The sequence below is a fragment of the Promicromonospora sp. NPDC019610 genome (assembly GCF_044389365.1).
Classification (GTDB): Bacteria; Actinomycetota; Actinomycetes; order Actinomycetales; family Cellulomonadaceae; genus Promicromonospora.
On record NZ_JBIRXX010000002.1, the window covers coordinates 462,102 to 488,907 of the forward strand.

18 protein-coding genes are annotated in these 26,806 nt (G+C 74.2%); 11 read left to right on the forward strand and 7 right to left on the reverse strand.

The features are described from left to right. The first annotated feature begins 243 nt into the window (after positions 1-243). The 4 genes from ACH45N_RS13645 to ACH45N_RS13660 all read left to right on the forward strand — a co-directional run bounded on the left by ACH45N_RS13645 (position 244) and on the right by ACH45N_RS13660 (position 4,293). On the forward strand, positions 244-864 hold the full coding sequence (locus ACH45N_RS13645; protein WP_397394644.1) for an exosortase/archaeosortase family protein: 621 nt from the start codon (positions 244-246) through the stop codon (positions 862-864). After that, positions 861-2,201 carry a glycosyltransferase gene (locus ACH45N_RS13650; protein ID WP_397394646.1) on the forward strand — a complete coding sequence of 447 codons (1,341 nt, stop codon included), beginning with the start codon at positions 861-863 and terminating at the stop codon, positions 2,199-2,201. The genes ACH45N_RS13645 and ACH45N_RS13650 overlap by 4 nt, the downstream gene beginning before the upstream one ends. Positions 2,202-2,310: 109 nt before the next feature. Then, positions 2,311-2,493: a hypothetical protein gene (locus tag ACH45N_RS13655; RefSeq protein WP_397394648.1), complete on the forward strand. Its 183-nt coding sequence runs from the start codon at positions 2,311-2,313 to the stop codon at positions 2,491-2,493. A 144-nt stretch (positions 2,494-2,637) separates the two neighbouring features. Further along, positions 2,638-4,293 carry a hypothetical protein gene (locus tag ACH45N_RS13660; protein ID WP_397394650.1) on the forward strand — a complete coding sequence of 552 codons (1,656 nt, stop codon included), beginning with the start codon at positions 2,638-2,640 and terminating at the stop codon, positions 4,291-4,293. 101 nt (positions 4,294-4,394) lie between these two features. On the opposite strand, the gene ACH45N_RS13665 is transcribed toward ACH45N_RS13660, so the two are convergent. The 4 genes from ACH45N_RS13665 to ACH45N_RS13680 all read right to left on the reverse strand — a co-directional run bounded on the left by ACH45N_RS13665 (position 4,395) and on the right by ACH45N_RS13680 (position 9,549). Further along, positions 4,395-5,312, reverse strand: coding sequence for a cadherin-like domain-containing protein (locus ACH45N_RS13665; RefSeq protein ID WP_397394652.1), 918 nt, complete (start codon positions 5,310-5,312; stop codon positions 4,395-4,397). A 113-nt stretch (positions 5,313-5,425) separates the two neighbouring features. Next, complete coding sequence (locus ACH45N_RS13670) at positions 5,426-5,956, reverse strand: hypothetical protein (RefSeq protein WP_397394654.1); 531 nt, start codon at positions 5,954-5,956, stop codon at positions 5,426-5,428. A gap of 106 nt (positions 5,957-6,062) precedes the next feature. Then, a complete protein-coding gene (locus ACH45N_RS13675) occupies positions 6,063-7,712 on the reverse strand; it encodes an Ig-like domain-containing protein (RefSeq protein ID WP_397394656.1) in 1,650 nt (549 codons plus the stop codon). A 175-nt stretch (positions 7,713-7,887) separates the two neighbouring features. Next, entirely contained in the window at positions 7,888-9,549 is a 1,662-nt protein-coding gene (locus ACH45N_RS13680; protein ID WP_397394658.1) for a cadherin-like domain-containing protein, read from the reverse strand. Between the two features lie 255 nt (positions 9,550-9,804). Between ACH45N_RS13680 and ACH45N_RS13685 the strand changes: the two genes are divergently transcribed. Next, entirely contained in the window at positions 9,805-10,443 is a 639-nt protein-coding gene (locus tag ACH45N_RS13685; protein WP_397394660.1) for an RNA polymerase sigma factor, read from the forward strand. 14 nt (positions 10,444-10,457) lie between these two features. Here ACH45N_RS13685 and ACH45N_RS13690 read toward each other — a convergent pair whose 3' ends face one another. Further along, positions 10,458-11,213 (reverse strand): hypothetical protein, encoded by a 756-nt coding sequence (locus ACH45N_RS13690; protein WP_397394662.1) that lies wholly within the window; start codon positions 11,211-11,213, stop codon positions 10,458-10,460. A gap of 270 nt (positions 11,214-11,483) precedes the next feature. Between ACH45N_RS13690 and ACH45N_RS13695 the strand changes: the two genes are divergently transcribed. The 3 genes from ACH45N_RS13695 (at position 11,484) to ACH45N_RS13705 (ending at position 14,824) form a co-directional block, all read left to right on the forward strand. Then, entirely contained in the window at positions 11,484-11,906 is a 423-nt protein-coding gene (locus tag ACH45N_RS13695) for a hypothetical protein (protein ID WP_397394664.1), read from the forward strand. Between the two features lie 112 nt (positions 11,907-12,018). Continuing rightward, on the forward strand, positions 12,019-13,953 hold the full coding sequence (locus ACH45N_RS13700; protein ID WP_397394666.1) for a potassium transporter Kup: 1,935 nt from the start codon (positions 12,019-12,021) through the stop codon (positions 13,951-13,953). A gap of 229 nt (positions 13,954-14,182) precedes the next feature. Beyond that, positions 14,183-14,824: an RNA polymerase sigma factor gene (locus ACH45N_RS13705; RefSeq protein ID WP_397394668.1), complete on the forward strand. Its 642-nt coding sequence runs from the start codon at positions 14,183-14,185 to the stop codon at positions 14,822-14,824. Between the two features lie 13 nt (positions 14,825-14,837). Here ACH45N_RS13705 and ACH45N_RS13710 read toward each other — a convergent pair whose 3' ends face one another. Further along, complete coding sequence (locus ACH45N_RS13710; protein ID WP_397394670.1) at positions 14,838-15,602, reverse strand: hypothetical protein; 765 nt, start codon at positions 15,600-15,602, stop codon at positions 14,838-14,840. Between the two features lie 173 nt (positions 15,603-15,775). On the opposite strand from ACH45N_RS13710, the gene ACH45N_RS13715 reads away from it, so the two are divergent. After that, positions 15,776-18,427, forward strand: coding sequence for a sigma-70 family RNA polymerase sigma factor (locus ACH45N_RS13715; protein ID WP_397394672.1), 2,652 nt, complete (start codon positions 15,776-15,778; stop codon positions 18,425-18,427). Here ACH45N_RS13715 and ACH45N_RS13720 read toward each other — a convergent pair. After that, on the reverse strand, positions 18,405-21,158 hold the full coding sequence (locus ACH45N_RS13720; protein WP_397394674.1) for a LuxR C-terminal-related transcriptional regulator: 2,754 nt from the start codon (positions 21,156-21,158) through the stop codon (positions 18,405-18,407). The genes ACH45N_RS13715 and ACH45N_RS13720 overlap by 23 nt on opposite strands. Positions 21,159-21,694: 536 nt before the next feature. Here ACH45N_RS13720 and ACH45N_RS13725 point away from each other — a divergent pair. Then, entirely contained in the window at positions 21,695-23,899 is a 2,205-nt protein-coding gene (locus tag ACH45N_RS13725) for a heavy metal translocating P-type ATPase (protein ID WP_397394676.1), read from the forward strand. 161 nt (positions 23,900-24,060) lie between these two features. After that, entirely contained in the window at positions 24,061-26,766 is a 2,706-nt protein-coding gene (locus tag ACH45N_RS13730) for a glycoside hydrolase family 97 catalytic domain-containing protein (RefSeq protein ID WP_397394678.1), read from the forward strand. The last annotated feature ends 40 nt before the right edge of the window (positions 26,767-26,806 follow it).

Sequence of the window (26,806 nt, forward strand, 5' to 3'; positions counted from 1 at the left end):
CCCGCCGGGGCGAGCCACCCTGACCGACGTGGGCCGTGGGCCGCGGTGACGGTCAACCGGGGATGATCTTCCGGACGCCCGCGACGTCGGCGAGCTGCGGGGGCACGCCCTCCGACCGGGACGCGCGGCCCGGGGCGGTGATGGTCGGTCGCGTCGGCGTCATGCGCGGCCCCGGGCGCCGTCTATCGCAGCCGAGCCACCGGCAACCGTGCCCGGCCTCCCGCTCGCCGAAGGGAACCATGAATGTTCGACAACCCGTCCGTCGCGGCCGCGCTCGCGCCCTCCGCACCACGCGCGACCGGCTCCCTGGCCCCGGTCGCACGCTGGCTCGTCGCGTTCGGCCTGGTCGTGGCGACCGTCCTCCTCGTCGTCCGCGAGGGGGAGTTCCGGCATCTCGAGACGGCGTTGATCGGTCTCGTGACCGGGGCACTGTTCGCCCGTGAGGTCCGGGTCATGACCGACGATCCCGTGTTCCTCCTGGAGCGGGTCGCCGGCGACGACACCACGTGGTTCGGGCTGCACGTGACCCAGCAGTGCAGCGCGGTGCTCTTCCTGGTGCCGCTGGCGGTCATCGTGGGGTTCGTCCTCGTCACCGGGCGCTCGACGGTGGCGAAGCTGCTCGTCGCGGCGACGGGTACCGCCGCCTTCCTCGAGCTCGTCAACGTCGCGCGCGTCGAGCTGCTCGTGCTCACGGCGCTGCGAGGCGGCCCCTCGGCGTTCGGCTGGGTGCACGACACGGTCGGGTCGGCGATCATGCTCGGCGCCTTCACCGTGGCCCTCCTGGTCTTCTTCCGGCTCGGGTTCCTCGGCCGCGGCGGGACCGCCCGCGCCACCGGGCCTCACGACGGGACGGACCAGGCGTGATCGCCCTTCAGGTCGTCTCCCACGTCGTCATCAGCGCCTCGATGGTCTACTTCCTGCTGCTCATGGGGGCGGGACTCATCCAGCTCCGGCGGTCGCGGACCGGCCTCGGCGTGCAGGGCGACGCCACCTACGGCTCGGCCGACTCGGCCGAGCACGCCGACCTCACCGTCTACTTCCTGGTCCCGTGCCTGAACGAGGAGGCGGTCATCGGCCCCACCGTCACGGGGCTGACCCGCCTGGCGGGCACGACGACACTCGTCATCGACGACGGTTCGGACGATGCGACCGGCCGGTGCGCCGAGGAGGCGGGCGGCGACCGGGTCCGCGTGCTGCGCCGCGACCTTCCCGAGGCACGCAGGGGCAAGGGCGAGGCGCTCAACGCCGGGATCGCCTGGGTGCGCCGCCACGTCACCGAACGAGGGCTCGACCCCGCCCAGGTGGTGGTGTGCGTGATGGACGCCGACGGGCGGCTCTCGGACAGGGCGCTGGACCACGTCCTGCCCCTCTTCGAGGAGGACCGGGTCGGCGGCGTCCAGCTCCAGGTCAGGATCCGCAACCGGAACACCTTCCTGACGCGGTTCCAGGACTACCAGTTCTGGGGGCTCGCCGCCGTCACGCAGTTCGGCCGGCAGGCGACGGGCACGGTGAGCCTCGGCGGCAACGGGCAGTTCACCCGGCTGTCCGCGCTGGACGACGCCGGGGAGCGACCCTGGTCGGCCTCACTCACCGAGGACCTCGATCTCGCGATCACGCTCGCGCTCCAGGGCTGGGACCTGCAGACCACCCCGCACGCGTCCGTGGACCAGCAGGCCGTCGAGACGCTGCCGCTGCTGCTCAAGCAGCGCACCCGCTGGTACCAGGGGCACATGATGGCCATCAAGCGGGTCCCGGACATCTGGGGTGCGGGCGGTCTCAGCAACGCCAAGGCGCTCGAGCTCACCTCGTACTGTCTCGTCCCCTGGGTGCTCGACCTGCCCTGGTCGATCCTCTTCCACTACTGCCTGATCCTGCTGGCCCTGAACTGGGACCAGATCGCGGTGGTGGCGGCCGGCGACGGCGGCGCGTGGATCCTCGTCGCCGCCGTCTTCTACCTCTTCGCCTTCGCGCCGGCGCTCGCGGCGGGCTGGATCTACTACCGGCGGGACCGGCGGTTCGCCCTGGTCAAGAGCCTGCTTCTCGGCAACTCGTTCGTCGTCATGAACTACGTGTCGTTCATCTGCGCGTGGCGCGCGCTCGTCCGGATCCTGCGCGGCGAGACGTCGTGGGAGAAGACCGCCCGGGTACAGGAGGACAAGCCCACGCCCGACGGGCACGCCGCTGCCGCGCGGGTGACCTGATGAGACCTACGTCACACGCCCAGGCCCGGCGTGGCGGTCCCGCCACGCCGTCTGCACCCGTGTACCGATTCGCGGCCACGGGCGCGATCCCTCAGTGAAAGGAACCGGCATGTACAACAACCACGTCCCACCGGGTCTCGGCGCCGGAGCCGCCGGCGCAGGCGCCCTCGCGACGACCGGCTTCGAGGCCCTCTGGGTCTCCGTGGCCGCCCTCGCCCTGATCGTGGGGGGTCTCGTCCTGCTGAGGTCGAGCAGGCTCCGGCGCGCGGCCGAGGCGACGCCCGAGCAGTAGTCCCTGTCGCACGGCGACCGGAGCGCCGGCCGCCACGGACCCCACGGCTCCCTGCCGCCGTGGGACCCGTGGCGGCCGGCGCTCCGTCCGTTCGTGACGGAGCGTCGTTCGTCACGTGAGCGCGACCCCTGCGTCAGTTCGGGCGTGACTGACCTACACGACATCATCTTCCCGTCCGGTGCGGAGCCCGCTCGGTCGACGGGCCGGCTCGCCGGCTCCGACCGCCCCGCGCGCCCGGAGAGCCCACCACGCCAGCACGCCCGTCCGCGGGCCGGAGCCGTCGCCGGGCGGCTCCGGCCCGCCCTGCGCGCCCGGCCCCCGATCGCCGTCGGCCTGACCGTGCTCGCCTATGTCGTCCTCGGGCTGCTGCGGTCCTTCGTCCCGCACGGGGTCGGCCTGGCCGACAGCGGCGCGGGCGGCCCGGTCGCCTGCGCGCTCGGCGTCGTACCGGACGGCGACGGCCCGCGGTACACCTCGTACGCGATCTTGCGCTGGGTGACGGCCGACGTCGGCGAGTGCGCCGACGCGGCCGGCCCGCACCTGGTGGCGCTCACCGCCGCCCGCTGGGCGTCGACCGTCCTGGGGGCCGGGGCGCTCGACCTGCGGGTGCTCCTGGTCGCCTACTGCCTCCTGGCCGCGCTCCTGGCGACGCTGGTGGGCCGGCTCGCCCGCGGCCGGCGTCACGCGGAGATCGTCGCCGGGGCGCTGACCTGGGTCGTGCTCATGGACGTCTCCTTCCTCGGGTACGCCGCCAGCCTCTATCCACAGGGTGTCGCGCTGGCCGGGCTCGTGGTCTGCGTGGCGGGCCTCCTGCTGCTCGACGGCGCGCGATGGCGGTCGTGGGCCGGGTCGGTGGCCCTCGTCGTGGGCGGGAGCGCCCTCGTGAGCTCCTCGACGGTGGCTGCGCTCGCCGTGCTCCCGGTCGTCGTGGTGCTCGTCGGGAAGGCCTGGCGGTCCGTGCGGCGCCGGCGGCGCGGCGCGGATGCCGGGGCGCCGTCCGGTGGCCTGCCTGGCCACGCCGGCTGGATCGTGCCGACGGCGGCGGCCCTGGTGCTCCTCGTCCCGGCGATGTTCGCGGTCACCTCGGTGAGCGAGCCGCTCCGCAAGGTCGGCACCTGGGAGCTCGTGTCCCTGCGGGTGCTCGCCGATGAGCCCGAGCCGGGCCCCGAGCTGGAGTCGATGGGGCTGCCCGCCGAGGCCGCGCGGTTCGTCGGCATCCCGGTGTGGTCGCCGTCGTCCGTCCAGAGCTGGTCCCGGTGGTCCGAGGTCGAGCCGGACCAGGCCGCGGTGCTCGGCTACGTCGCCGCCCGCCCAGCTCTCGCGTTCGACCTGCTCGACGACGTCGTGCGGGCCCAGGCCGAGCCGCTGCCCGCCGGTCTCGGGTCGTACGACGCGGGCAGCGGGGCGGAGCCCGGCGCGCAGGACGGCGTGGCGACGGTCTTCTCCCGGCTGCAGGGCGCTTTCCTGTCCTGGGGCGCCCTCGGGGGCCTGCTCGTCTGGGCGGTGCTCGTGTGGGTGGCGGCGGTCGTCAGGCGCGGATCGGAGTACCGGACGCGGACCCGGCGGCTGGCCGCCACCTCGCTGACGCTGCTCGGCGTGACCGCGACGCAGGTCGTGGGGACCGCGCTGACGGAGGGCACCGAGCTGTCGCGCCAGGTCGTCGCCGGCAACCTCGCGGGCGGGCTCGCCGTGTGCCTGCTGATCGCGGCGGGCCTTGCCGTGCGGTCGGGCGCGGAGCTGGGGGCGGGTGCCTCGACGGAGGCGGGGCCGAAGCCTGCCGACGTCGGGCCCCGGGCGTAGGGGCCAGCCGTCCGGCACACCGAGAACGCCCCACCGCTTGGTGAGCGGTGGGGCGTTCTTCGTGTCCCGGATCTCCGGAGGGCCGGTTCAGCGCGGGCCGGTCAGCTGGCCTGCCGGTTCCTGTGCCGGACCGCGGCCAGCGCGCCGGCCCCGAACAGTCCTGCCACGGCCATACCGGGAGCGACCATGGGTACCGGCGGCTCCTCCTCCTCGGTCACGGTGATGGTGGCCGTGGCCTCGACCTCGACGCCGTCGGGCCCGGTGACCCGGTAGGTGAAGGTGTCGGTGCCGGTGAAGCCCGCCGGCGGGGTGTAGGTGACGGTGCCGTCGCCGTTGTCGGTGACGGTGCCGCCCTCAGCGGTCGTGGTGTCGACCTCCCAGCCCGTCGACCCGTCCGGGATGGTGTCGTTGGCCTGGAGGTCGACGTCGACCGGGGTGTCCACGGGAGTGGAGTCGGAGTCGTCCACCAGCACGGCCTCCTCCCGCTCGACGGTCACCTCCAGGTCGGAGAGCCACCGCCCGCGGTTGGCGTTGCTGCCGGAGGCGGCCGCCGTGAAGGACGTGACGCCCTCGACCCGGAACTGCGAGGCGGCGTCGTTGGCGGCGTCGGGGTCGTCCGCCGCGTTGCCGGGGGCCGCGCACACCTGCCGGGTGCTCGCGTTCCAGGTGTGATAGCTCGAGAGCTGCACCGGCACGGCACCGACGGGCAGGGACAGGCACTCGATGTCGGACGCCTGGTTCGACTGGAGGCTCACGACGTCGAACGTCAGGTCCACCGGTTCGCCGAAGGCGAGGGTGACGTCTTCGCCGGGCATCATGCCGACGCCGTTCGTGATGATCCCCTCGGTGACCACCTCTCGGGTCGACGTCCAGTCGACGCCGTGATCGGTCGTGCCGCCGGTGCCCGGGCCGACGGGATCGGTGACGGGCGCCGCCCACGCGCCGACGGCGCCCACCGTGAGCATCGAGGCAGCAGCAAGACCCGCCGCTGCCCCTCCGATCGTGTACTTCTGCCTCATCCTGTTTCCTTTCCTGGTTCGACCCGCGTGGCACGCAGGCTCCTACGCCTTGGCAGACGGCGGCCCGGGTCGTGAGTGACGGGGCGTCGGGGCCGGCGGGGCGGCTGGCGGTGCTACCGCCGCACGACCCCGCGCAGGTCGCCTTCGAGCAGCCGGCGGATCTGGGTGAGCAGCTCGGCGAGCGTCAGCAGGGCGAACTGAAGGCCCCGCCGCGGGATGTCCTGCGACCGCGCGCCGAGCGCGTCGAGCTGCGCGGTGTCGTGGCCGCGGCGCGCCAGGACGAAGTCACAGGCGGCGACCAGGAGCGCTCCGGCGGCCTTCTCCCAGTCGGGGACGTCGTCGGGCGGGTTGTGGTAGCCGAGGCTCACCTGGGCGACGGCTTCCCGGTCCGCTGCGACGCCGGTGTCGACGCCCGCCGCCCGGAGACTGAGCTCGGCAGCCTGGACGGCGACCGTGCCGATGAGCTTGGCCAGGTTGAGCGTGCTGAGCGGGAGCCGTTCGAGCAGATCGGCCAGTGCCGGGTTGGGGTCGTCGTCGTGCAGGAGGTCGAGCATCTCGGCCACCGCGGCGAGCACCTCGCCGTCGCTCATCGGTGGGGCCGTGTCGTACGCGCTCGCCGCGCGTGTCCTGGGCGGGTGGGTCATCTGGGGTCTCCTTCAGGTCGGTGACGGCTGGCGGGGGAGAACGCGCGATGCCTCGCCACCCCCGGCGGAATGGCGAGGCATCGCGCGTCCTGGACGTGCCGTGGGGTCAGTTCTCCTTGTTTCTCCGGCGGCGGACGGCGCCCAGGAGCCCGGTACCGAGCAGGCCCGCGACGGCGAGGCCGGGTGCGACCATCGGGACCGGGGGCTCGTCGTCGTCGGTCACGGTGATGGTGACGGTGGCCTCGTGCTCGACGCCGTCGGGCCCGGTGACGCGGTAGGTGAAGGTGTCGGTGCCGAGGAACCCGGCGGGCGGGGTGTAGGTGACGGTGCCGTCACCGTTGTCGGTGACCCTGCCGCCCTCGGCGGTCGTGGTGTCGACCCCCCAGCCGGTCGCGTCGTCGGGGATGGTGTCGTTGCCCTGGATGTCGACGTCCACCGGGGTGTCGGCGGTCGTGCTGTCGGAGTCGTCGACGAGGACGACCTCGGCGCAGGCCTCGCCGGTGGCGGTGTACTCGGTCAGGGTGACCGTCGCCGTCGAGGTCGGGGTGCCCGTACCGGTGCCGGTCATGACGCCCTCGCGGTCGGAGACCACCTCTGGCTCGGTGACGGTCTCACCGCAGGCCGGGGCCTCCGGCACCTCGGAGGTCATGCGGAACTCGATGAACCCCTGACCGCGGGCGGTGTCCAGCAGATCGATCGCGTTGACGGCGCCGGGGCCTTCGAGGGCGTAGCCGGATCCTTCGCGGTTGGCGCAGTTCGCCCCGGTGCCGGGAGTGTTCGACGCGTTGGTTCCGGTGCCGAGGGAGACATAGGTGATCCGGTCGTTCCACTGGACGTTGATGTACTGGCACTGCACCAGGTTGAGGTAGCGATTGCCCACCAGGTCGAGCGGGGTGGGGCCGGGGCCTTCGAGGGCGTAGCCGGATCCTTCGCGGTTGGCGCAGTTCGCCCCCGTGCCCGAGGTGTTGGCGGTGTTGGTGCCGGTGCCCGTGGCGGAGTACACGATGCGGTCGGACCAGCCGGTGTTGATGTACTGGCAGTGGTTGAGGTTGAGGTACCGGTTGCCGAGCAGGTCGACCGGCGTGACTGCCGGCGGGCCTTCGAGGGCGTACCCGGACCCGCTTCGATCGCCACAGCTGCCTCCGGTGCCGGAGGTGTTGGCGGCGTTGGTCCCCGTGCCGATCGCCGTGAACACGATGCGGTCGGACCAGCCGGCGTTGATGTACTGACACTCGCTCAGGTTCAGGTAACGCTTCACGCCGTTGCGCAGCACCCCCTCCTGCGACGCGTTCGACTCCCCGTTGAACCCGGCCGACGGCGAGACGGTGATCGTGTCGCCGTCCCACACGGAGTCGGCGACGGGAGACTGCTTGGTCTCGTTCGACACCGCACCGGTCAGGACGTTCGTGCCCGGGGCGAGCACGTTGCGGGTCGAGCCCGCGACGTAGGTGAAACCGTCGGGGATCTGGCTGGTCAGGGACACCCCGGTCAGGGTGTCCTCGCGCGTCGTGTCGTAGAACAGGCGCGCGGTGACGGTGTCACCGCGCTGAGCCACCGGGCTGTCGGTCCAGGCGCCGCCGTTGACGGAGTACAACAGGTTGGTCGTCGTCCCGTTCCCGGTGCCGGGTTCGGCTGACGCAGATACTGCACCGGTGGCCAGGGCGAGCGCGATGCCCAGCCCGACGGCGCCCTTCCGTAGCGCGCGACGTGGGTTCCCGTGGGGTGTGACCCCGTCCGGGGGCGAGAGAGTCCGCATGGCGTTGTCCTTTCTGTGGGCACCCGCTGCCTCGTCGATGTGGCGCGGCTTCGCGGTGTGCACCCGGATGGACGGGGCGGGAACGCGCCGGTGACGGGGAGCCCGGACACGGGCGATGCCCCGCCATCTCCCAGCGGAGTGGCGAGGCATCGCTCGGATCGGTGGGACGGTGCGGTCAGCTCTCCTTTCCGGTGCGGCGGCGGACGGCGGCCAGGAGCCCGGCACCGAGGAGGCCTGCGACGGCGAGGCCGGGTGCGACCATCGGGACCGGGGGCTCGTCGTCGTCGGTCACGGTGATGGTGACGGTGGCCTCGTGCTCGACGCCGTCGGGACCGGTGACGCGGTAGGTGAACGTGTCGGTGCCGAGGAACCCGGCGGGCGGGGTGTAGGTGACGGTGCCGTCACCGTTGTCGGTGACGGTGCCGCCCTCCGCGGTCGTGGTGTCGACGTCCGGCGCGGAGGAGCCCTCCGGGATGGTGTCGTTGCCGACGACGTCGACGTCCACCGGGGTGTCGGCGGTCGTGCTGTCGGAGTCGTCGACGAGGATCACCTCGGCGCAGGCCTCGCCGGTGGCGGTGTACTCGGCCAGGGTGACGGTCGCCGTCGAGGTCGGGGTGCCCGTGCCGAAGCCGGTCATGACGCCCTCGCGGTCGGAGACCACCTCTGGCTCGGTGACGGTCTCACCGCAGGCCGGGGCCTCCGGCACCTCGGAGGTCATCCGGAACTCGATGAAGCCCTGACCGCGGGCAGTGTCCACGAGGTCCAACGGACTCGCGAACGACCATCGGGTCGAGAGCTCCCAGGGTCCGCTGGCCGGACCGCAGTCGTAGGCGGAGTCGGCGGTGTTCGACGCGTTCGTGCCCGAGCGGAAGGTCGCAGGGCCCATGTTCACCAGACCGCTGTAGTAGTCCGTGGAGTCGGCCCGGTAGTACTGGCACTGGTGCAGGTTGAGCCAGCGGTTGTCCACCAGGTCGAGCGCCTGCGCGAACGACCAGTCCTCCACCGGGTCCCACGTCGTGGTGCCCGGGCCGCAGTCGGCGGCCGTGTCCGCGTTGTTCCCCGAACCGGTGCCGGTCGCGTAGACGCCGGACTTGGCCCAGGTGTTGTAGTAGTCGCTGGTCGTGCGGTTCACGTACTGGCACTGGTGGAGGTTGACGTAGCGGTTGCCCAGCAGGTCGATGTTCTGGACCGACGAGATGGGCATGAGCGGGTAGTTGGGGCCGCCCGGGCCGCAGTCGCTGGACGCGTCGGCCGTGTTCGACGCATTGGTGCCCGCACGGAAGGCGCCGCCGGCGTCGACGACGTTGTTGTAGTAGTCGTTGTTCTGCGCCGAGTAGTACTGGCACTCGTGCAGGTTGAGGTACCGCTGGACGCCGTTGCGCAGGAAGCCGGCCTGGGAGCCGGTGGGCTCGCCCAGGAAGCCCGCCGAGGGGGAGACCGTGATCGTGTCGCCGTCCCAGACCGAGTCCGCGACGGGTGACTCCTTGGTCTCGGTGGAGACCGCACCCGTCAGCACGTCGGTGCCCGGGGCGAGGACGTTGCGCGTCGAGCCCGCGACGTAGGCGAAGCCGTCCGGGAGCTGGCTGGTGAGCGAGACCCCGGTCAGGGCGTCCTCGCGGGTGGTGTCGTAGAACAGCCGGGCGACGACGGTGTCGCCGCGCTGAGCGACGGGGGAGTCCGTCCAGGCGCCGCCGTCGACCGAGTACAGCAGGTTCGTCGTCGTGCCGTCCCCGGTTCCTGGGTCTGCCGACGCGGGCAGCGCACCCGCCGTCAGGGCCAGGCCGGTGCACAGGCCCACCCCCGCCACCGCTCGCCCGATCGTTCGTATCCGTTGCATGAGATCTCCTTCCGGTACCCCCGCCGGATCGGGCGGGGGGCGTGCAGCGGCGCCACGAGAGCGCCGCCGACGTAGACGGCGGGTCCGCGACGCGATGACGTCCACCCCTTCCGACCAGGCAGATCACCCTGCGGATCACCTCTGTGGCATGCGGCACCGCTCTCGGCCCGCCGCGTCTTCTCCAGCACGCGCACGGGCGCGTCGACGGCTCGGCCGGGACCTGCCGGCCGAGCCGTCGCGAGGAGGGGAGCGCGGATGTCGGTGACGACGATGGCGTGGCGGCAGACGATCGGGGTCTCGCCGAGGCCGTCAGGATCGACGACGGTCACGGCGGACGACCGGGACGACCCGGGTGACGTGGAGCTGTTCGACCGGGCCCGCACCGGCGACGTCCTGGCGGTGGACCTGGTCTGGCGGCGGCACTACTCGTACGCGCTCAGGGTCGCCCGCCGCTACACGCGGAACCTGACGGACGCCGACGACCTCGCGGCAGAGGCCTTCGTCCGGATCCTGTCGCTGCTGCGCGAGGGGCGCGGGCCGCGCGAGCATGCCAAGACGTACGTGGCCCGCACGGTGCGCAACATCGCGACCGACCGGTCGCGGAAGAAGGTCCTTCCCACCACGGCGATCGACGAGGCGCAGGACGTGCCCGCGGACGACGACACGGCTGCTGCCGTCCTGTCGGCCCTGGAGCTCGCCGACGTGCTGGCGGGCCTGGCCGCCTGCCCGCCCCGCCAGCGGTACGCGCTGGAGCGCACGGTCTTCGAGGGCGTGCCGATCTCGGTGGTCGCCGCCGACCTGGGGATCTCGAGGAACGCCGTCGCAGCCCTGCTCGTGCGCGCCCGCGAATCGATCCGGCGTACGGTCGCCCGCCGGATGCACGAGCGGGCCTGAGGTCGGCGTGCCCACTACGAGGCCTCGTCCACGGCGACCAGCCGCCGCAGCGCGGCCGGATCGTCCGGCAGCGCCCGCACCGTGATCCGGACCGGGGTGCGCAGCACACCCGCTCCGTGCCGGGACAGGCGGGCCAGGGTGGTGCGGGCCAGCTCGACCGCCGCCCGGACCTGACCGCGCGGTTCGGACCAGTCGAGCACCACGGCGACGCCGTCGTGATAACCGGCCGGCCGGTCGGCGTCGAAGGCCAGGTGTACCGCCTCGCCGAGCAGCACGTCGCGCTCCCAGCGCGCGAGGTGCGCCGCCATGCCGACCGGTCCGCCCGCGTCCTCGTCCTGGTCCAGCCGGCCGTCGATCGTCACGAGCACGGGCGACCTCCCCTCGCGCGCGTTCTGCGCGCCGGAGAGGACGTCCGTGGCTCGCACCAGGAACTCGTCGTGCCGGGGCAGCCCGCTCATCCCGGCGCGCACGGGCAGGTCGCCCGAACCGGCGTCGGCGGCCTCCCAGCCGGACGCGAACGCCAGCACGACCGAGGTGGGCACGGGCTTGACGTGCACGTCGTAGAGCGCCGCGACGTCGCGCAGACCCTCCACGACGCCCACGCCGCTCAGGGCGCGCGCCGTGCCGAGGGCCTCGGCGTGCGTCTCTGCCCTCAGGTCGTGCAGCACGGCGTCGGCGAGGCGGACGGCGGCGGGCGCCGGCCAGTCGTCGGGCAGGCGCCAGCCGTCGGCGAGCGAACGTCGGCGCCAGCGGGCACACAGCGTGCCCAAGGCGTCTTCTTGTGCAGGTGTCGTCTTCATCGCGGGGCTAGACGGCATAACCACCCCGTGGTGACGCGCGCAAGTCAGGCCGCCTCGGTCACCCCCTGGATCACCCCGAGGTGCAAAGTGATTTCGGCGCTTTGGGCCGTAAAATCCGGCGAGATCGGGCAGGGCGAGGGGTGCCCTGACAGGGCCTGTCCTGCCCGCTCCACGGGACGTAGCGTCGAGTCGACACCTTCGAGCGGCAACGCGCTCGCCGCCGACCTCGGTCCGGTCTCCGTGCTCCAGTACAGCCCCCTGCCCGCGCGCCACTACCTGCGGCCCGTCACGGAGACCCCCGTCGCGGACATCCTGGAGGCTGTCCGGTTCTCCGTGCTCGGCCCCGTGGCCGCCGTGAACGCGGTGCTGCCCGGCATGCGGGAGGCGGGCACCGGCACGGTCGTGCTCATCAACGGCGGCACGTCGGTGCGCCCGCGTGCCGGCTACGCGGGCACCTCCATCGGCTTCGCCGGGGAGAGCGCGTACGGGCAGATGCTGCACGACGCCCTGGAGCCCGAGGGCATCCGCGTGAGGCAGCTCGTGGTCCCCGGCGCAGTACCCACCGACGATCCCGAACGAGGTCCTGACGCGGTCGCCGAGCGCATCTGGGGTCTGCACACCACGCCCGGCGAGTTCCGCGCGTTCCTCTCGCCGCTCGACTGAGCCCCTGACGGCGTCGGGCCAGGCCGGCCCGGCGCCCCCGGTGTGACGCGGAGGGTGTGAAGAAACCGTCAATGCCGCGCGTCGCACGCCTGATCCGCCTTAGGTTCCACGGGTGACTACTGCAATTCGCCCGCCCGGCCTCGTCCCCCGACCCGCGGGGGCCCTGCGGCTCGCCGTCGTGGTCGGTGCGCTCGGCGTCGTGTTCGGCGACATCGGCACCAGCCCGATCTACACCCTCCAGACGGTCTTCAACCCCGCGGACCCGCACCCCGTGCCGGCCACCACGGAGAACGTCTACGGCGTCGTCTCGCTGATCTTCTGGTCGGTGATGCTCATCGTCACCATCACGTACGTGCTGCTGGCGATGCGGGTGGACAACGACGGCGAGGGCGGCATCATGGCCCTGATCACGCTGCTGCGCCGGTGGGCGAGGAACGGGTCCACGCGGACCACCCTCACGCTGGCCGGGCTCGGGCTGTTCGGCGCCGCGCTGTTCCTCGGCGACAGCATGATCACACCGGCCATCTCCGTGCTGTCCGCGGTCGAGGGCCTCAAGATCATCAACCCCGAGTTCGAGGGCTGGATCGTCCCGGTCACCGCCGTGATCATCGTGATCCTGTTCGCCGCGCAGAAGTTCGGGACAGCGGCCGTCGGCCGGCTGTTCGGCCCCGTGATGATCACGTGGTTCGTCGCGATCGGCGCGTGCGGCATCTGGGGCGTGGCCAGCGAGCCCGGCATCCTCAAGGCGCTCTCGCCCACGTATGCCCTGGGCTTCCTGGCCGGCCGGTTCGACCTGGCGTTCTTCGCGCTCGCCGCGATCGTGCTGTCCGTGACGGGCGCCGAGGCCCTGTACGCCGACATGGGCCACTTCGGCCGCCGGCCCATCTCGGTCGGGTGGATCTTCCTGGTGCTCCCGGCGTGCACCCTGAGCTACATGGGCCAGGGCGCGCTGATCCTCCAGGACCGCGCCAACCTGTCGGCCCCGTTCTTCCTGCTGACGCCGGACTGGGCGCTGATCCCCATGGTCGTCCTGGCCACGGCCGCGACCGTGATCGCGTCCCAGGCCGTCATCACCGGCGCGTTCTCGGTGACGTCGCAGGCCGCACAGCTCGGCTACCTGCCGCGGCTGCGGATCCTGCACACCTCCCGGTCCGAGCGCGGGCAGATCTACGTGCCGTGGATCAACTGGCTGCTCATGGTCTCGGTGCTCACCCTGGTCTTCGCGTTCCGCGACTCGGCCTCGCTGGCCTACGCCTTCGGCATGGCCGTGACCGGCACCATCACCATCACCACGACGCTGTTCTTCTACGTGGCCTGGAAGACGTGGAACGTGCCCAGGTGGGCGCTGGCCACGATGGCCGCCGTGCTGCTGGCGGTCGACCTGCTGTTCGTCGCGGCCAACCTGACCAAGCTCGTGCACGGCGCCTGGCTGCCGCTCGCGATCGCGGTGAGCGCGTTCACCGTCATGACCACCTGGCAGCGGGGGCGCGAGATCGTCAGCGCCAAGCGCGAGGCCATGGAGGGCTCCCTGCGCGCGTTCGTGGACGGGCTGCGGACCCGCAAGGCGCCGGTCCAGGTGGTCAGCGGTACGGCCATCTTCCTCAACCGCGGGAGCGAGACGGCGCCGCTCGCGCTGCGCGCGAACGTCGAGCACAACCACGTGCGCCACGAGCAGGTGGCGGTCGTGGCGGTCGACGTCGCCATCGTGCCGCGTCTGACGGACGAGGAGCGCGTGGTCGTCGAGCACCTCGGCGAGGGCCGGGACGGCATCACGCACCTGACCGTCCGGTTCGGCTACGACGAACGGCCCGACGTGCCCGCGGCGCTGGCCCAGCTCGGGCCGGAGGACACCGAGGGCCGGCTCGACCTGGACAACGCGACCTACTTCCTGTCCCGCATCCAGCTCCGGCTCGGCAAGGAGCCGGGCATGCCGGCCTGGCGCAAGCGGCTGTTCATCGCCACGTCGTACATCACGGCGGACGCCGCCGAGCACTTCAACCTGCCCCGCGACCGCACGGTGCTGCTCGGCTCCCACGTCGACGTCTAGCGCGCCGGCGCAGCGCGCGGACGCCGAGCCGCACCGAGCCGCACCGGGCAGCCCCGCCCGGTGCGGCCTCGTCGTCCACTCACCCGCCCTGACCTGCTGAATCACCCCCTCGATCACCTCTGTGCCGTGCGACATGCACGCCCGCTCCTCGCGTCTTCACCATCGCGTACACCCGTGCGCCGACGGCCCGCCCGCAACACCGGGCCGTCATCGCGAGGAGGGGATTTCGATGCCGGTGACGACGACGGCGGCGTGGCAGCGCGCGCTGGGCCAGCTGCAGCAGGGCCAGGGGAGCGCGGGGGAGTCCGGCGAGGAGCCCGAGGAGCTGGCGGACATCGAGCTCTTCGCCCGGGCCCGGGCCGGGGACACGGTGGCGATCGACCTGGTCTGGCGGCGGCACTACCCGTACGCCCTGAAGGTCGCCCGGCGCTACACGCGCAGCCCGTCGGACGCCGACGACCTCGCCGCGGAGGCGTTCGTCCGCATCCTGTCGCTGTTGCGCGCCGGCCGGGGCCCGCGCGAGCACGGCAAGACGTACGTGGCCCGCACCGTGCGCAACATCGCGACGGACCGGTCGCGCCGCCGGCAGCCGCCGACCACGGTGATCGACGAGGCGCACGACCTGCCCGCCTGGGACGACCCGGCGGCGGCCGCGCTCTCGGCGATGGAGCTCGGGGACGTGCTGGAGGGCCTGGCGGCCTGCCCGCCGCGGCAGCGCTACGCCCTGCAGATGACGGTCTTCGAGGGCGTCCCGATCGCGACCGTCGCCCAGGACCTCGGCATCTCGAGGAACGCCGTGGCCGCCCTGCTGGTGCGCGCCCGCGAGTCGATCCGCCGGTTCGTCGCGCGCGGCGTGCACGAGCACCGCTAGGCCGCGCCCACCGTCAGGCGGGGTCGTCGGCCGTGATGATCCGGTGCAGGGCGGCCACGTCCTCGGGGAGCGGCCGGAGGGTGATCCGGACCGGCGCCCGCAGGATGCTCGGGTTCTTCCGGGCCAGGCCGGCCAGCGTGGCCCGGACCCGGGCGACGTCCGCCAAGAGGTGCCCGGCCGGCTCGGACCGCCCGAGCACCACGGCGACGCCGTCGCGGTAGCCGGTGGGGTACCGCGCGTCGAAGGCCAGGCGGACCGCCTCGCCCAGCAGCACGTCGCGCTTCCAGCGGACCAGGCGGGCCGCCGCGCCGACCTTGCCCACCCGGCCGTCGATGGTCACCAGCACGAGCGACCCGCCCTCCCGCGTGCTGTCGATGCCGGCGAAGATGTCCGCGGCGCGCGCGAGGAACTCCGTGTGCTGCGGCAGCCCGCTCATACCGCGCGCGGCGGCGTGCGGGTCCGGCCCGGTGTCCGCCGTCTCCCAGCCCGACGCGAACGCCAGCGTGACGGAGTGCGGCACGGCCGTCAGGCACAGGTCGTAGAGCGCGCCGACGTCGCGCAGGCCCTCCGTGACGCCGACGTCCGCCAGGGCGCGGGCGGTCCCGAGCGCCTGCGCGGGCGCCTCCGCGGCCAGCCCGTGCAGCACGGCGTGCGCGAGCGGCACGACGGCTGGGGCTGCCCAGTCCTCGGGCATGCGCCAGCCCTCGGCGACCGTGCGCCTGCGCCATCGCGCGCACAGCGTGCCGAGTGCGTCGTCTCCTGCCGGTCTCGTGTTCATCGCCGGGCTAGACGGTGACACAAGGAGGTGGTGACGCCGCAACCGGAAGTGGGCCGAACCCGGCCGGATCACCCCCCGGATCACCCCTGTGATCTGCGCGGTTACCCCCTTTTGCCCGTAGTATTCCACCCAAAGGGGACAACTTCATCGATGGGCCAGGGGGTGCTGCGCGGATGGTCGAGACGATCGGCTCCACCCCGGCGCGGCAGCCCGACGGCGCGTCCCCGGCGTCCGACGAGCAGCTGCTCGCCGACCTCCGCGGCGGGCGCGACGAGGCGCTCGCCGAGCTCTGGGCGCGCTATCACCGCACGGCGGCCGGCATCGCCCGGCACCTGGTGGGCGCGGGACCCGCGGTCGACGACGTCGTCGCCGAGGCCTTTACCGCCCTCCTGTCCGCGGTGCGCCATGGCGGCGGCCCCACCAGCAACGTCCGCTCCTACCTGCTGACCACCGTGCGGAACACGGCGATCGGCCTCCTGCGGGCGCAGGACCGGGCGGTGCCCGCCGAGGCGGAGACGATCGATCGCCCGCACCACGACCCTGACGCCCTGGTCGGCGCCGACGACGACCACCGGGTGCGCCGGGCGTTCGCCGAGCTCCCGCCGCGCTGGCGCCGGGTGCTCTGGTTCGTCGACGTGCACGACCTGCCTCCTGCCCAGGTGGGTCCGCTCCTCGGTGTCTCGCCGAACGCCGTGTCCTCGCTCGCGCGCCGCGCACGCGAGCGGCTGCGGCGGGAGTACCTGCAGGCGCACCAGGAGCGGGTGGCGCCCGGGTGCGAGGACTACGCGCCCCACCTGGCCCGGTTCGTCGAGCGGACGCTGGCCCGGCCGGTGCAGCACCGCGTCGAGGCGCACGTGCTGGGGTGCGCGTTCTGCGCCGCCGCCGTGGACCAGATGCGCGACCTCAAGCGCCGCATGCGCGCCCTGCTGCTCCCGTTCGGGCTGCCGGTCGCGGCCCTGGGGGAGCCTGGGGGCGACGATCCGCACGACCTGGCCGTGGCGCGGGCGGGCAGCCGGGGCGTGGGAGCGGGCGGCCGGGGTGTGCGGGCGGTCGGACGGCGCTGGTGGTGGGCGCGCCCGCGGGGCAGTCGGCGCGCGGTGCTCCTGGGGACGGCGGCCGCCGTGTGCCTGCTGACGCTGTCGGCCGTCGCGGCGTCGGACGTCCTGGACCGCGGGCCGGGCGACGCGGTGCCGGAGGCGGCCGGGCTGCTGCCGGTGCCCGGCGGGGAGGGGGCGCCCCGGCCGGGCGGGGCGGACGACGTGCCGGGTGCTGCGGGCCCGACCGAGGACGTGGTGCGCGAGGAGCCGGGCGACGCACCCGAACCGGCGCCGTCGCCCGGGCCTCAACCTCGACCTGAACCCGAGACTCGACCAGACCCTCAACCTCGACCTGAGGCTGAGACTCAGCCGGTCGCGCCGCCCGACCCCGGGGTGGAGCCGGGCCCCGGGTCGAGCCCCGGCGCGGGTCCCGGCCCTGGTCAGGCGCCGGATCCGACGCCCACAGCGACAGCGGCGCCCAGCCCCACCCCGACGCCGGACCCGCTGGTCCTCACGATCGAGCACGACGACCTGGGCGACCTCGTGCCCGGGCGGCCCGGGGTGCTGGGCGCCTCGGTGCGCAACCCGAACGCGGCCGCGGCGGCCGGCGTGGCCGTCGACGTCACGCTGCCGGAGGGCGTCACGCTGGACACGGCGGGCCGCGCCCGCGCCGTCTCGGCGTGGTCGTGCGCCGACGACGCGGCGTCGCCGGCGGGCGTGGCGTGCACCGTGGGCGAGATCGCCGGGGGCGGCACGTCCACGCTGCTCCTCCCCGTGCTGGTCGCCGCCGACGTGGCCGAGGGCGAGGTCGACGTGCGGCTGGACGTGCGCGGCGACGACGTCGTCCCCACGGGCGCGAGCCGGGCCGTCCCGGTGCGTGCCAGCCTGCTCGCCGCGCGGTACGTCGCGACCGGGCAGGTCGAGGTGACGCAGGTCGGCACCCCGGTGCTGCACTGCGACCCCGCCGCGATCGGCTGCGCGGCCGTCGTCGACGGCACGGCGACCGGGACCGCCCAGGACAACAACGGGTGGGACATGGTGCCGGTCGACGCGCTCGGCACGGGGACCACCTCGTCGACGGCGGTGCTGGACACGCCGGCGGGGGCCGAGGTCGTCGCGGCGCGGCTCTACTGGTCGGGGGTGTGCGACGGCGCCGTCGCGCCGGTCCGGGTCGCGCCGCCGGGCGGCGCGCTGCGGCCGGTCGGGGACGGCGCCGACGTGGTGGTCGAGCGGGCCGGCCAGATGTACCAGGCGAGCGCGGACGTGACCGGCCTCGTCCGGGCCGGCGGGTCGGGCACCTGGGGCGTCGCGGACGTGTGCGTCACGGGCGGCATGGGCGCGCGCGGCGGCTGGGCGCTCGTCGTCGTGCACCGGCCGGCCGGTGCCGGGGCCGACGGGAACGGCCTCGCCATCGTCTACGACGGGCTCATGCCCGTCTCGACAGCGGACGGCTCCGCGAGCTTCACCGTGGCCGGGCGCGCCGGCACGCCGGCCCGGATCGGCGCCGTCGCGTGGGACGGCGACCGGGGCGGGACCGGGGACCGGTTCGTGCTCGGCGGCACGCCCCTGGTGCCGCTGCGGTGGGACGGCACCGCGGCGGCCGGGACCGGGGCGGCCGACAACGCGTTCGACTCGACGGCGTGGGGCTCCGCCTACGCCAACGCGCTCGGCGTCGACGTCAAGCCGTTCCAGCCCGCGACCCTGCCCGCGGCGCGGGCCGAGCTGGCCGCCCTGTCGGACGGCGACGCGTTCCCCCTCGGCGTCGTCACGGTCGTGACGGGGAGCTAGCTCCGAGCCGGGCCCGGACGATCGGGTCCAGGAGGCCCAGCTCGCGCGCACGGGCGAGCGCGGCCGCCCGGTCGTGCACGCCGAGGCGGCGGTAGATCTCCCGGATCTGCGTCTTGACCGTGTTGTGCGAGACGAAGGCGGCCTTCGCGACCTGGGCCGAGGTCAGCCCGTCGGCGAGCCGGTGCAGCACCACGAGCTGCCGGTCCGGGACGGCGACGAACTCGACCGGCCGCGCCGCGCCCCGGCGGCGCAGCACCTGGGCGATCCGCCGCACCTGCTCCGGCGCCTCGCGGGCGAGCGAGCGCAGCACCCCGGACCCGGCCCACCAGTAGGGCAGCGCGCCGCCGACCCGGCGCGACAGGGCCGTCGCATGGGCGAGCTGGCGGCGCACGTCGGCGCCGTCGTCCTCCTCGTGCCGCAGCGCGGAGTGCGCCTCGGCGGCCAGGAGGTGCGCCTCGAACCGGGCGCCCGCCGTCGAGCCCTCGTGCGCGGACCGCACCGCTGTGATCGCCAGCAGCGCCTCGCGCGGCCGGCCCTGCGCGAGGCGCAGGTGGCCGTCGAGCAGCGCCCGCGCCGGGGCCCGGGCCGTGAGGGCGTCGGCGATCAGCGCCGCGCTCGTGCCGCGCCCTAGCGTCAGGTAGAGCCGCCCCAGGTCGAGCCCGAGCAGCGGGGGGATCCGCAGGTCCCCGGTGTCGCGGCTGGTGGCGCCGGTCTGCGACGGCGCCAGCCCGCGGTGGGCGAGCGCCTCGCGGAGGCGGTCCACCGCGAGCTCCTCCTGGCGGCGCAGCACGGCCTGCGTCGCCTCGACGTGCAGCCCCGCGAACCACAGGTCCGAGCGGCCCGCGCGGTGCACGACGCCGAGCAGGGGCTCCGGCAGGTCGTCGTCGAGTCGTTCGAGGTGGCCGAGCGCCGCGGCCAGGGCGAGCGGGTCGCCGACGGCGTGACGCCACCAGCCCGGCGGCTCCGGCAGGGTGCCGGCCTCCGCGGTCCAGTCGCTCGCGGTGTGCACGTTGGAGTCGAGCGTGTGCACCAGCGCGACCAGCTCCGCCGCGGCGGCGGCCAGCGGCAGGGTGCCCGACCCCAGCGCGTCGTGGTGGGCGGCCTCCGCGTACCGGAGCGCCTCGTGGAGCTGACCCGCCTCGGTGGCGGCGAGCGCCGCCTGCAGGCCGACGAGCACGTGCGCCGTCACGGGGGCCGTGCCCGCCGCGCGTAGCCAGCCCCGCGCCAGGTGCAGGGCGTCGTCGGCGTACCCTGCCCGCCGGAGCCCGGCGGCCCGGCCGAAGACCGTGAGCGACGGAGCGGGGCCGTACTGCTGGTGGGACTGTGGTGCTCCGGGCCGGTCCTCGTCGTGCCGGTCGTCGGGTCGGGATCCGCGCCGGACGCCGGGTCGGTCGGCCTCGGGACGGGGGAGCGGCTCGGGGGTTCCGGCACGGCCCGGAGCGCGCCGGGTGACGGCCAGCAGAGTGCGCAGCTCGCCCGGGACGTGCTGTGCCGGGCCGGACGAGACCGCGGTCCACAGCGCCTCGTGCAGAGTGGGGTCGCGCCCGTCGAGCACCCCGGTCCACAGGCCGTGCAGCAGGTCGCGCACCAGCCCGGCGTCGCCCGCCTCCAGCGCGACCAGCAGCGCGCCCCGGGGGTCGTGGGCTCGCTCCTTGCGGCGCGCCGCCTTGGTCGCGCGCAGGCGCAGCTCCTCCCGGTCGCGGCCGCGCGCGAAGTCGAGGAGCGCGCGGCGGGCGTGGGGCTCCACGGCGAGGACGTCGTCGGGGGAGGCGGGGTCGTCGAGCACCAGGCCGGTCTCGACCAGGCGCTGGACGAACGTGTCCGCGCCCGGGACCGCCGACAGGAGCCCGGTGGCCGCCAGCTCGGCCCGGCTGAACCAGGGCGCCAGGCTCGCCTCGACGACGACGGCGATGGCCTCCTCGGGCAGCGCGCCCCGCAGGAACGCGGCGCGCTGGGCCGCCGCGACGGCCGCGACGAGGTCGTCGGTGACCGGGTCCCCCGCGGCGCTCGCTCGCCGGAGCTCATTCAGCACCGGGAAGGTCACGGCCGGCCAGCCCGCCGTGGCCGCCACCAGGAGCCGCGCCTGCGTCCGGCTCAGCGGCACGCCGAGCGACGCCGCGGCCGCCTGCGCCTCGCCCGCCCGGACGGCGAGGTCACGGAGGGTCAGCTCGATGTGCCCGTCGGGCTCGACGTGCTCGACGGCGCGGGGTCGGTCGGCCGGCGCCGGGGGCGCCCAGCCGTCGAACGTCGGCGCGGGCCCGGGCAGCGGCACCGCGGCGAGCACGACGACGCGGCTGCGGCGCAGCCGCCGCGCGACCCGGTCGAGGTAGGCGAGCGCCTCCGCCGACCCCGGCCCCAGCCGGTCCACGACGAGCACCAGCTCTTTGGCGTCGAGCGCGGCGGCGAGGCTCTCGACGGTCGGGCCGTCGGCGGGCAGGGCCCTCGCCCCCGTGCCGGGCGGGGCTGTCGCTTTCGCACCGTGCGGATCCGTGAGCCGGGCCAGGACGGCGGCTCCGAGGGCCGGTCCGTCCAGCACGTCGGACGGGGCGACATCGACCCGGACGACCAGCCTCCCGTCGTCCGCCAGCCGGCGCGACCAGAGCCGCACGGCCGTGCCGCGGCCCGCACCGCGCGGCCCGCGCAGCAGGATCAGCCTCGACCGTGCGGCGCGCAGCGCATGGTCGAGCAGCTTCTCGACGGCCGGGCGCTGCAGCACGGTGCCGCTATCCATTCAGCCCCCTGAAGTCGGAGCGGACGATCGGGCGGCGCACGCGCCCGCCTGGGCAGGAACTCGGATCACACTCGTGTAAGACGCCCTGCACCGGTCGACGTGTCGAGTGACCTGGGTCACATCCGCCTCCGGGGTGACGCCGCGCCGGGCCTCTGACCAGCGTGAACCGTAAGCCTGGGAGCGGATCGCGCCTCGCCGGGGCTGGCGCGGGCGCCGTGCCCCACGGCGCGGAGTGCTGTCTGGAGGACCTCTCGTCGCAAGGCGCGGCCCTGTGGTGGGTGTCGGCAGCGGTGAACCGCGTTCGGCTGAGGCTGGGTAGATCAGGCGGGGCCGAACTGTCCTCCCTGGCCGAACTGCGTCTGCCGGTGCCGAACGTTGTCCGGCCCACCCGGCACCCTCTGCATGATGCGCGTAGGCGCCATGATGCGTGTGGGCGCCGCGGCCGGGGGAACCGCTTGACGTCAATACCCCCTAGGGGTATACATGAGGCATGGCTGCCCCACCGGGCATGCTCTGCTCAACCCAGGAGCCGATCCATGAACGAGCAACACCAGCACCCCGCCGCGCAGCCGGTCGCGCCCGGCCCCGCCGTGCCCGACGAGCATGCGCACCACGAGCACATGTCGCACGAGGAGCACACGGCGCACGGAAGTACCCCCACCCGCGAGCACGCAGGCCACGACACTGACCACACGGGCCATGACGAGCACGCCGGTCACGACACCCACGCCGGCCACATGGGCCACGCCGGTCACGGCGACCACGTCGGCCAGTTCCGGCGGCTGTTCTGGATCATGCTCGTCCTGGCCGTGCCGGTCGTCGCGTTCTCCGGCATGTTCGCGATGATCCTGGGCTACGAGCTGCCCGACGCCGCCTGGGTCACGGCGATCCCGCCGGTGCTCGGCACTGTCATGTACGTCTGGGGCGGCTCGCCGTTCCTCACCGGCGCCGTCTCCGAGCTGCGCTCCCGCAAGCCCGGGATGATGCTGCTCATCGGCCTCGCGATCACGGTCGCGTTCGTCGCGTCGCTGGGTGCCAGCCTGGGGCTGCTCGACCACCAGCTCGACTTCTGGTGGGAGCTCGCGCTCCTCATCGTGATCATGCTGCTGGGCCACTGGATCGAGATGCGCTCGCTCGCGCAGACGACGTCGGCCCTGGACTCGCTCGCGGCGCTCCTGCCGGACGAGGCCGAGCGCGTCGACGGCGACCAGGTCGTCAAGGTCGCGCCGGCCGACCTCGTGGTCGGCGACGTCGTCGTGGTGCGGCCGGGCGGGAGCGTCCCGGCCGACGGCCGCGTCGTCGACGGCCGGGCGGAGATGGACGAGTCCATGGTGACGGGGGAGTCGCGCACCGTCCCGCGCGGTCCCGGCGAGCCGGTGACCGCCGGCACGGTCGCGACCGACTCCGGCCTGCGCATCGAGGTGACCGCCACGGGCGACGACACCGCCCTGGCCGGCATCCAGCGCCTGGTCGCCGAGGCGCAGGCCTCCTCCTCGCGCGCACAGCGCCTGGCCGACACCGCAGCGGGCTGGCTGTTCTGGTTCGCGCTGGGTGCGGCGGCGGTCACCGCCGTCGTCTGGTCCCTCGCCGGGCTGCCCGACGACGCCGTGATCCGCACCGTGACCGTCCTCGTCATCGCCTGCCCCCACGCCCTGGGCCTCGCGATCCCGCTCGTCGTCTCGATCGCCACGGAGCGCGCCGCCCGCGGCGGCGTGCTGATCAAGGACCGCCTGGCGCTCGAGAGCATGCGCACCGTCGACACCGTGCTGTTCGACAAGACCGGCACCCTGACCAAGGGCGAGCCGACGGTCGCCGACGTCCAGCCCGGCGCCCAGCCCGCCGGGGAGACCGCCCAGGGCGGCCTCGACAGCGACACGCTGCTGGCGCTCGCGGCCGCCGCCGAGTCGGACAGCGAGCACCCGCTGGCCCGGGCGATCGTCCGGGCGGCGCAGGAGCGCGGGCTCACGGTCCCGCGCGCCACCGGGTTCGCCTCGTCGCCCGCCGTCGGCGTCACGGCCACCGTCGACGGGCACGAGATCCGCGTCGGCGGGCCGCGCCTGCTGGAGGAGAACCGGCAGGACGAGCTGGCCGTGGCGGACGACTGGCGCCGCGACGGCGCGATCATCCTGCACGTGCTGCGCGACGGCGCGGTGGTCGGCGCGATCAAGCTCGCCGACGAGGTGCGGGCCGAGTCCGCGGACGCCGTCCGTGCCCTGCACGACCGGGGCGTCCAGGTGGTCATGATCACGGGCGACGCCGAGGCCGTGGCCCAGTCGGTGGCGCACCAGCTCGGCGTGGACCGGTACTTCGCCGGCGTCCGGCCGGAGGACAAGTCCGCCAAGGTGGCGCAGCTCCAGGCCGAGGGACGCAAGGTCGCGATGGTCGGCGACGGCGTGAACGACGCCCCGGCGCTCGCCCAGGCCGACGTCGGCATCGCGATCGGGGCCGGCACCGACGTGGCCATCGCGTCCGCCGGCGTCATCCTCGCCAGTGACGACCCCCGGTCCGTGCTGTCCGTGATCGAGCTGTCACGGGCCAGCTACCGCAAGATGAAGCAGAACCTGTGGTGGGCGGCCGGGTACAACCTGATCTCGGTGCCGCTGGCCGCGGGCGTGCTGGCGCCGATCGGGTTCGTGATGCCGATGTCGGCGGGCGCCGTGCTGATGTCGCTGTCGACCGTGGTCGTGGCGCTCAACGCCCAGCTCCTGCGCCGGCTCGACCTGCGCCCGGGCCGCCAGTAGCAGCGGCAGGAGCCGCGAGAGAACGCCTGTTGACCTGGTCCGGTGCGCCGCCTAGCCTGCTGGGCGGCGCACCGGCCGCATTCCGCGGCGCATCCGAAGTCAAGGGAGACCTCGTGAAGCTCGTACCAGCCTTCCGTCCTGCTCTCCATCTGGTGACAGCGGTGTCAGCCGTCGCCCTCGTCGCGAGCGGCCTGGTGGTCGCCGGCAGCGCGAGTGCCGCCCCGGCGGGCGCGCCGGACCCGGCGGGCGGGACGGCGTCGAGCTGGCGGGTGGACGGCCCGCGCGGCTCGCACCTGGACGGGCTGCTGCGCCTGGACGCGGCCGGGCAGGTGGCGCTCGACGTGCTGTCCGACGGCGACCCGGTGCTCTCGGCCACGCAGCTGGGCCTGCGGGGCAGCGACGGTGACCTGACCACCGGCCTGACGTTCGCCGGCCGGCAGGACCGCACCGTCTCGGACACCTACTCGACCAGCACCGGCAAGCGCGAGCGCCGCAGCTACACCCACCGCGAGTCGGTGTTCACGTTCGCCGACCCGGCCGGCGCCCGGCTGCGGATAGCGGTCCGCGTGTCCGACGACGGCGTCGCCTACCGCTACCTGATCGACGGCCCGGGCGAGCACCGGGTCGACGACGAGTCGGGCGCGTGGGAGCCGGCCGCGGACGGCCCGGCCTGGATGCAGCGCTCCTACGCCGTCAACTACGAGGCCGAGTGGAGCACCACCACGGCCGCGGCCGGCAACGGGTCCGGCAGCGTCGGGTACCCGGTGCTGTTCGGGCAGGGCGGCCGGTACGTGCTGGTCACGGAGGCCGACCTGCACGGTGACTACGCGGGCTCGCACCTGACGCACGAGGCCGGCTCGCTGCGCTACGGGATCGACCTCTTCGAGGGCCGCCCCGTGACCACCACCGGCGACCTGTCGACACCGTGGCGGGTCGCGATCGTCGGCGACCTCGCCGGCGTCGTCGGCTCCACCCTGGTGGACGACCTCGCCACGCCCGCCGCCCTGGACCCGGGCGCCGACTGGATCAGGCCGGGCCGGTCGAGCTGGAGCTGGCTCACCGACGGGAGCAGCCCGCGGAACGAGGCGCGCCAGCGGGACTTCGTGGACCTCTCCGCGCGCAACGGCTGGGAGTACGTGCTGCTCGACGAGGGCTGGGACGCCAGCTGGGTGCCGCGCACGGTCCGCTACGCGCACACCCGCGGCGTCGACGTGATCGTCTGGTTCCACAGCCGCGACCTGCGCACCCAGGAGCAGCGCGACGAGTGGCTGCCGCGCCTGCGGTCGTGGGGCGTGAGCGGCATCAAGGTGGACTTCATGGACTCCGACTCGCAGGAGATCCACCGGTGGTACGACGACGTCGCGCGCGACACCGCCCGCTACGAGCTGATGGTCAACTTCCACGGCGCCGCCCTGCCCACCGGGATGCAGCGCACCTGGCCGCACATCATGAGCTACGAGGCCGTGCGCGGCATGGAGAACGGGATCAGCCCCGAGCGCAGCCTCATCGTGCCGTTCACGCGCAACGTGCTGGGGTCGATGGACTTCACGCCCGTGGTCTTCTCCCGTGACAACGCCAGGACGTCCAAGGCGCAGCAGGCGGCGATGGCGGTCGTGTACGAGTCGGGCTGGCAGCACATCTCGGACAAGCCCGAGGGGTACGACGACGAGCCGAACGCGCTGCCGTTCCTGCGGAACCTCCCCACCACCTGGGACGAGGTGCGGCTGCTCGGCGGCACACCCGGGAGGGACGCGGTGCTCGCGCGCCGCTCCGGGGACCGCTGGTTCGTGGGCGGCATGCGCGCGGGATCGGGCGACCCGCTGTGGCTCCCGCTGGCGGGCCTGACGCGCGGGTCCAAGGTGGTCGTCGACCTCCTGACGGACGACGGCGCGAACGGGTCGGCCACCGTCCACTCGACGGTGCGCACCACGGCCGCGGACACGCTGCGGGTCCCGACGGCGGACAACGGCGGCTTCGTGGCCGTCGTGTGCGCGGCGACCGGCGGCCGGGAGTCGTGCCTGGACCCGCTGGAGGCCCGGCCGGACGCCACGATCACCGTCGACCCCGAGCAGGCCGACGTCGAGCCCGGCAGTACCGTCGAGGTGACGGCCGCATTCATGGTGGCGGACCGCGCCGTCACGGGGGTGCGCCTCACGCCGGACCTGCCCGAGGGCTGGACCGCCGACCAGGGCACCCGCACCGTGGCGCGGCTCGCCGCCGGGCAGACCGCGCGCTTCACGTGGCAGGTCCGGGTGCCCGCCGAGGGCGCGACGGGCACGTTCGAGGTGCCGGTCGACGTCGACTACCGCGCCGGGGGCGCACACGGGTCCGGCGTGCAAGGTGGTGACGACGCGTACGTCGCCGCGAGCCAGGCCACGCTGTGGGTCACGCCGCCCGCCCCGGCCGGGAACCCGTTCGTCTCCGACCTCGACTGGACCGAGCAGAGCAACGGCTACGGCCCGGTCGAGCGCGACCGGTCCAACGGCGAGGCCGCGGGCGGCGACGGCGGTCCGCTGCGGATCGCGGGCACCACCTACGCCAAGGGCATCGGCATGCACGCGACCGGCTCGGTGACCGCCTGGCTCGGCGGCGCCTGCACGGCGTTCACCGCCGTCGTCGGGATCGACGACGAGGTGCTCGACAAGCCCGGGGACACCGGCGTCGGCTCCGTGCGGTTCGCCGTCTACGGCGACGGCGTGCTGCTCGCCGAGACCCCGGTCCTGTCCAACGACGACGGCGGCGTGCCGCTCGACGTCGACGTCACCGGCGTGCGCCGCCTGCGCCTGGTCGCCGACGAGGGGTCGGACGGCAAGAACTTCGACCACGCCGACTGGGCCGACGCCCGTGTGACGTGCGGGCAGGGCTGACGTTCAGCCAGTGTTCAGCCGGCCGCCGTGTGCGCTTCGC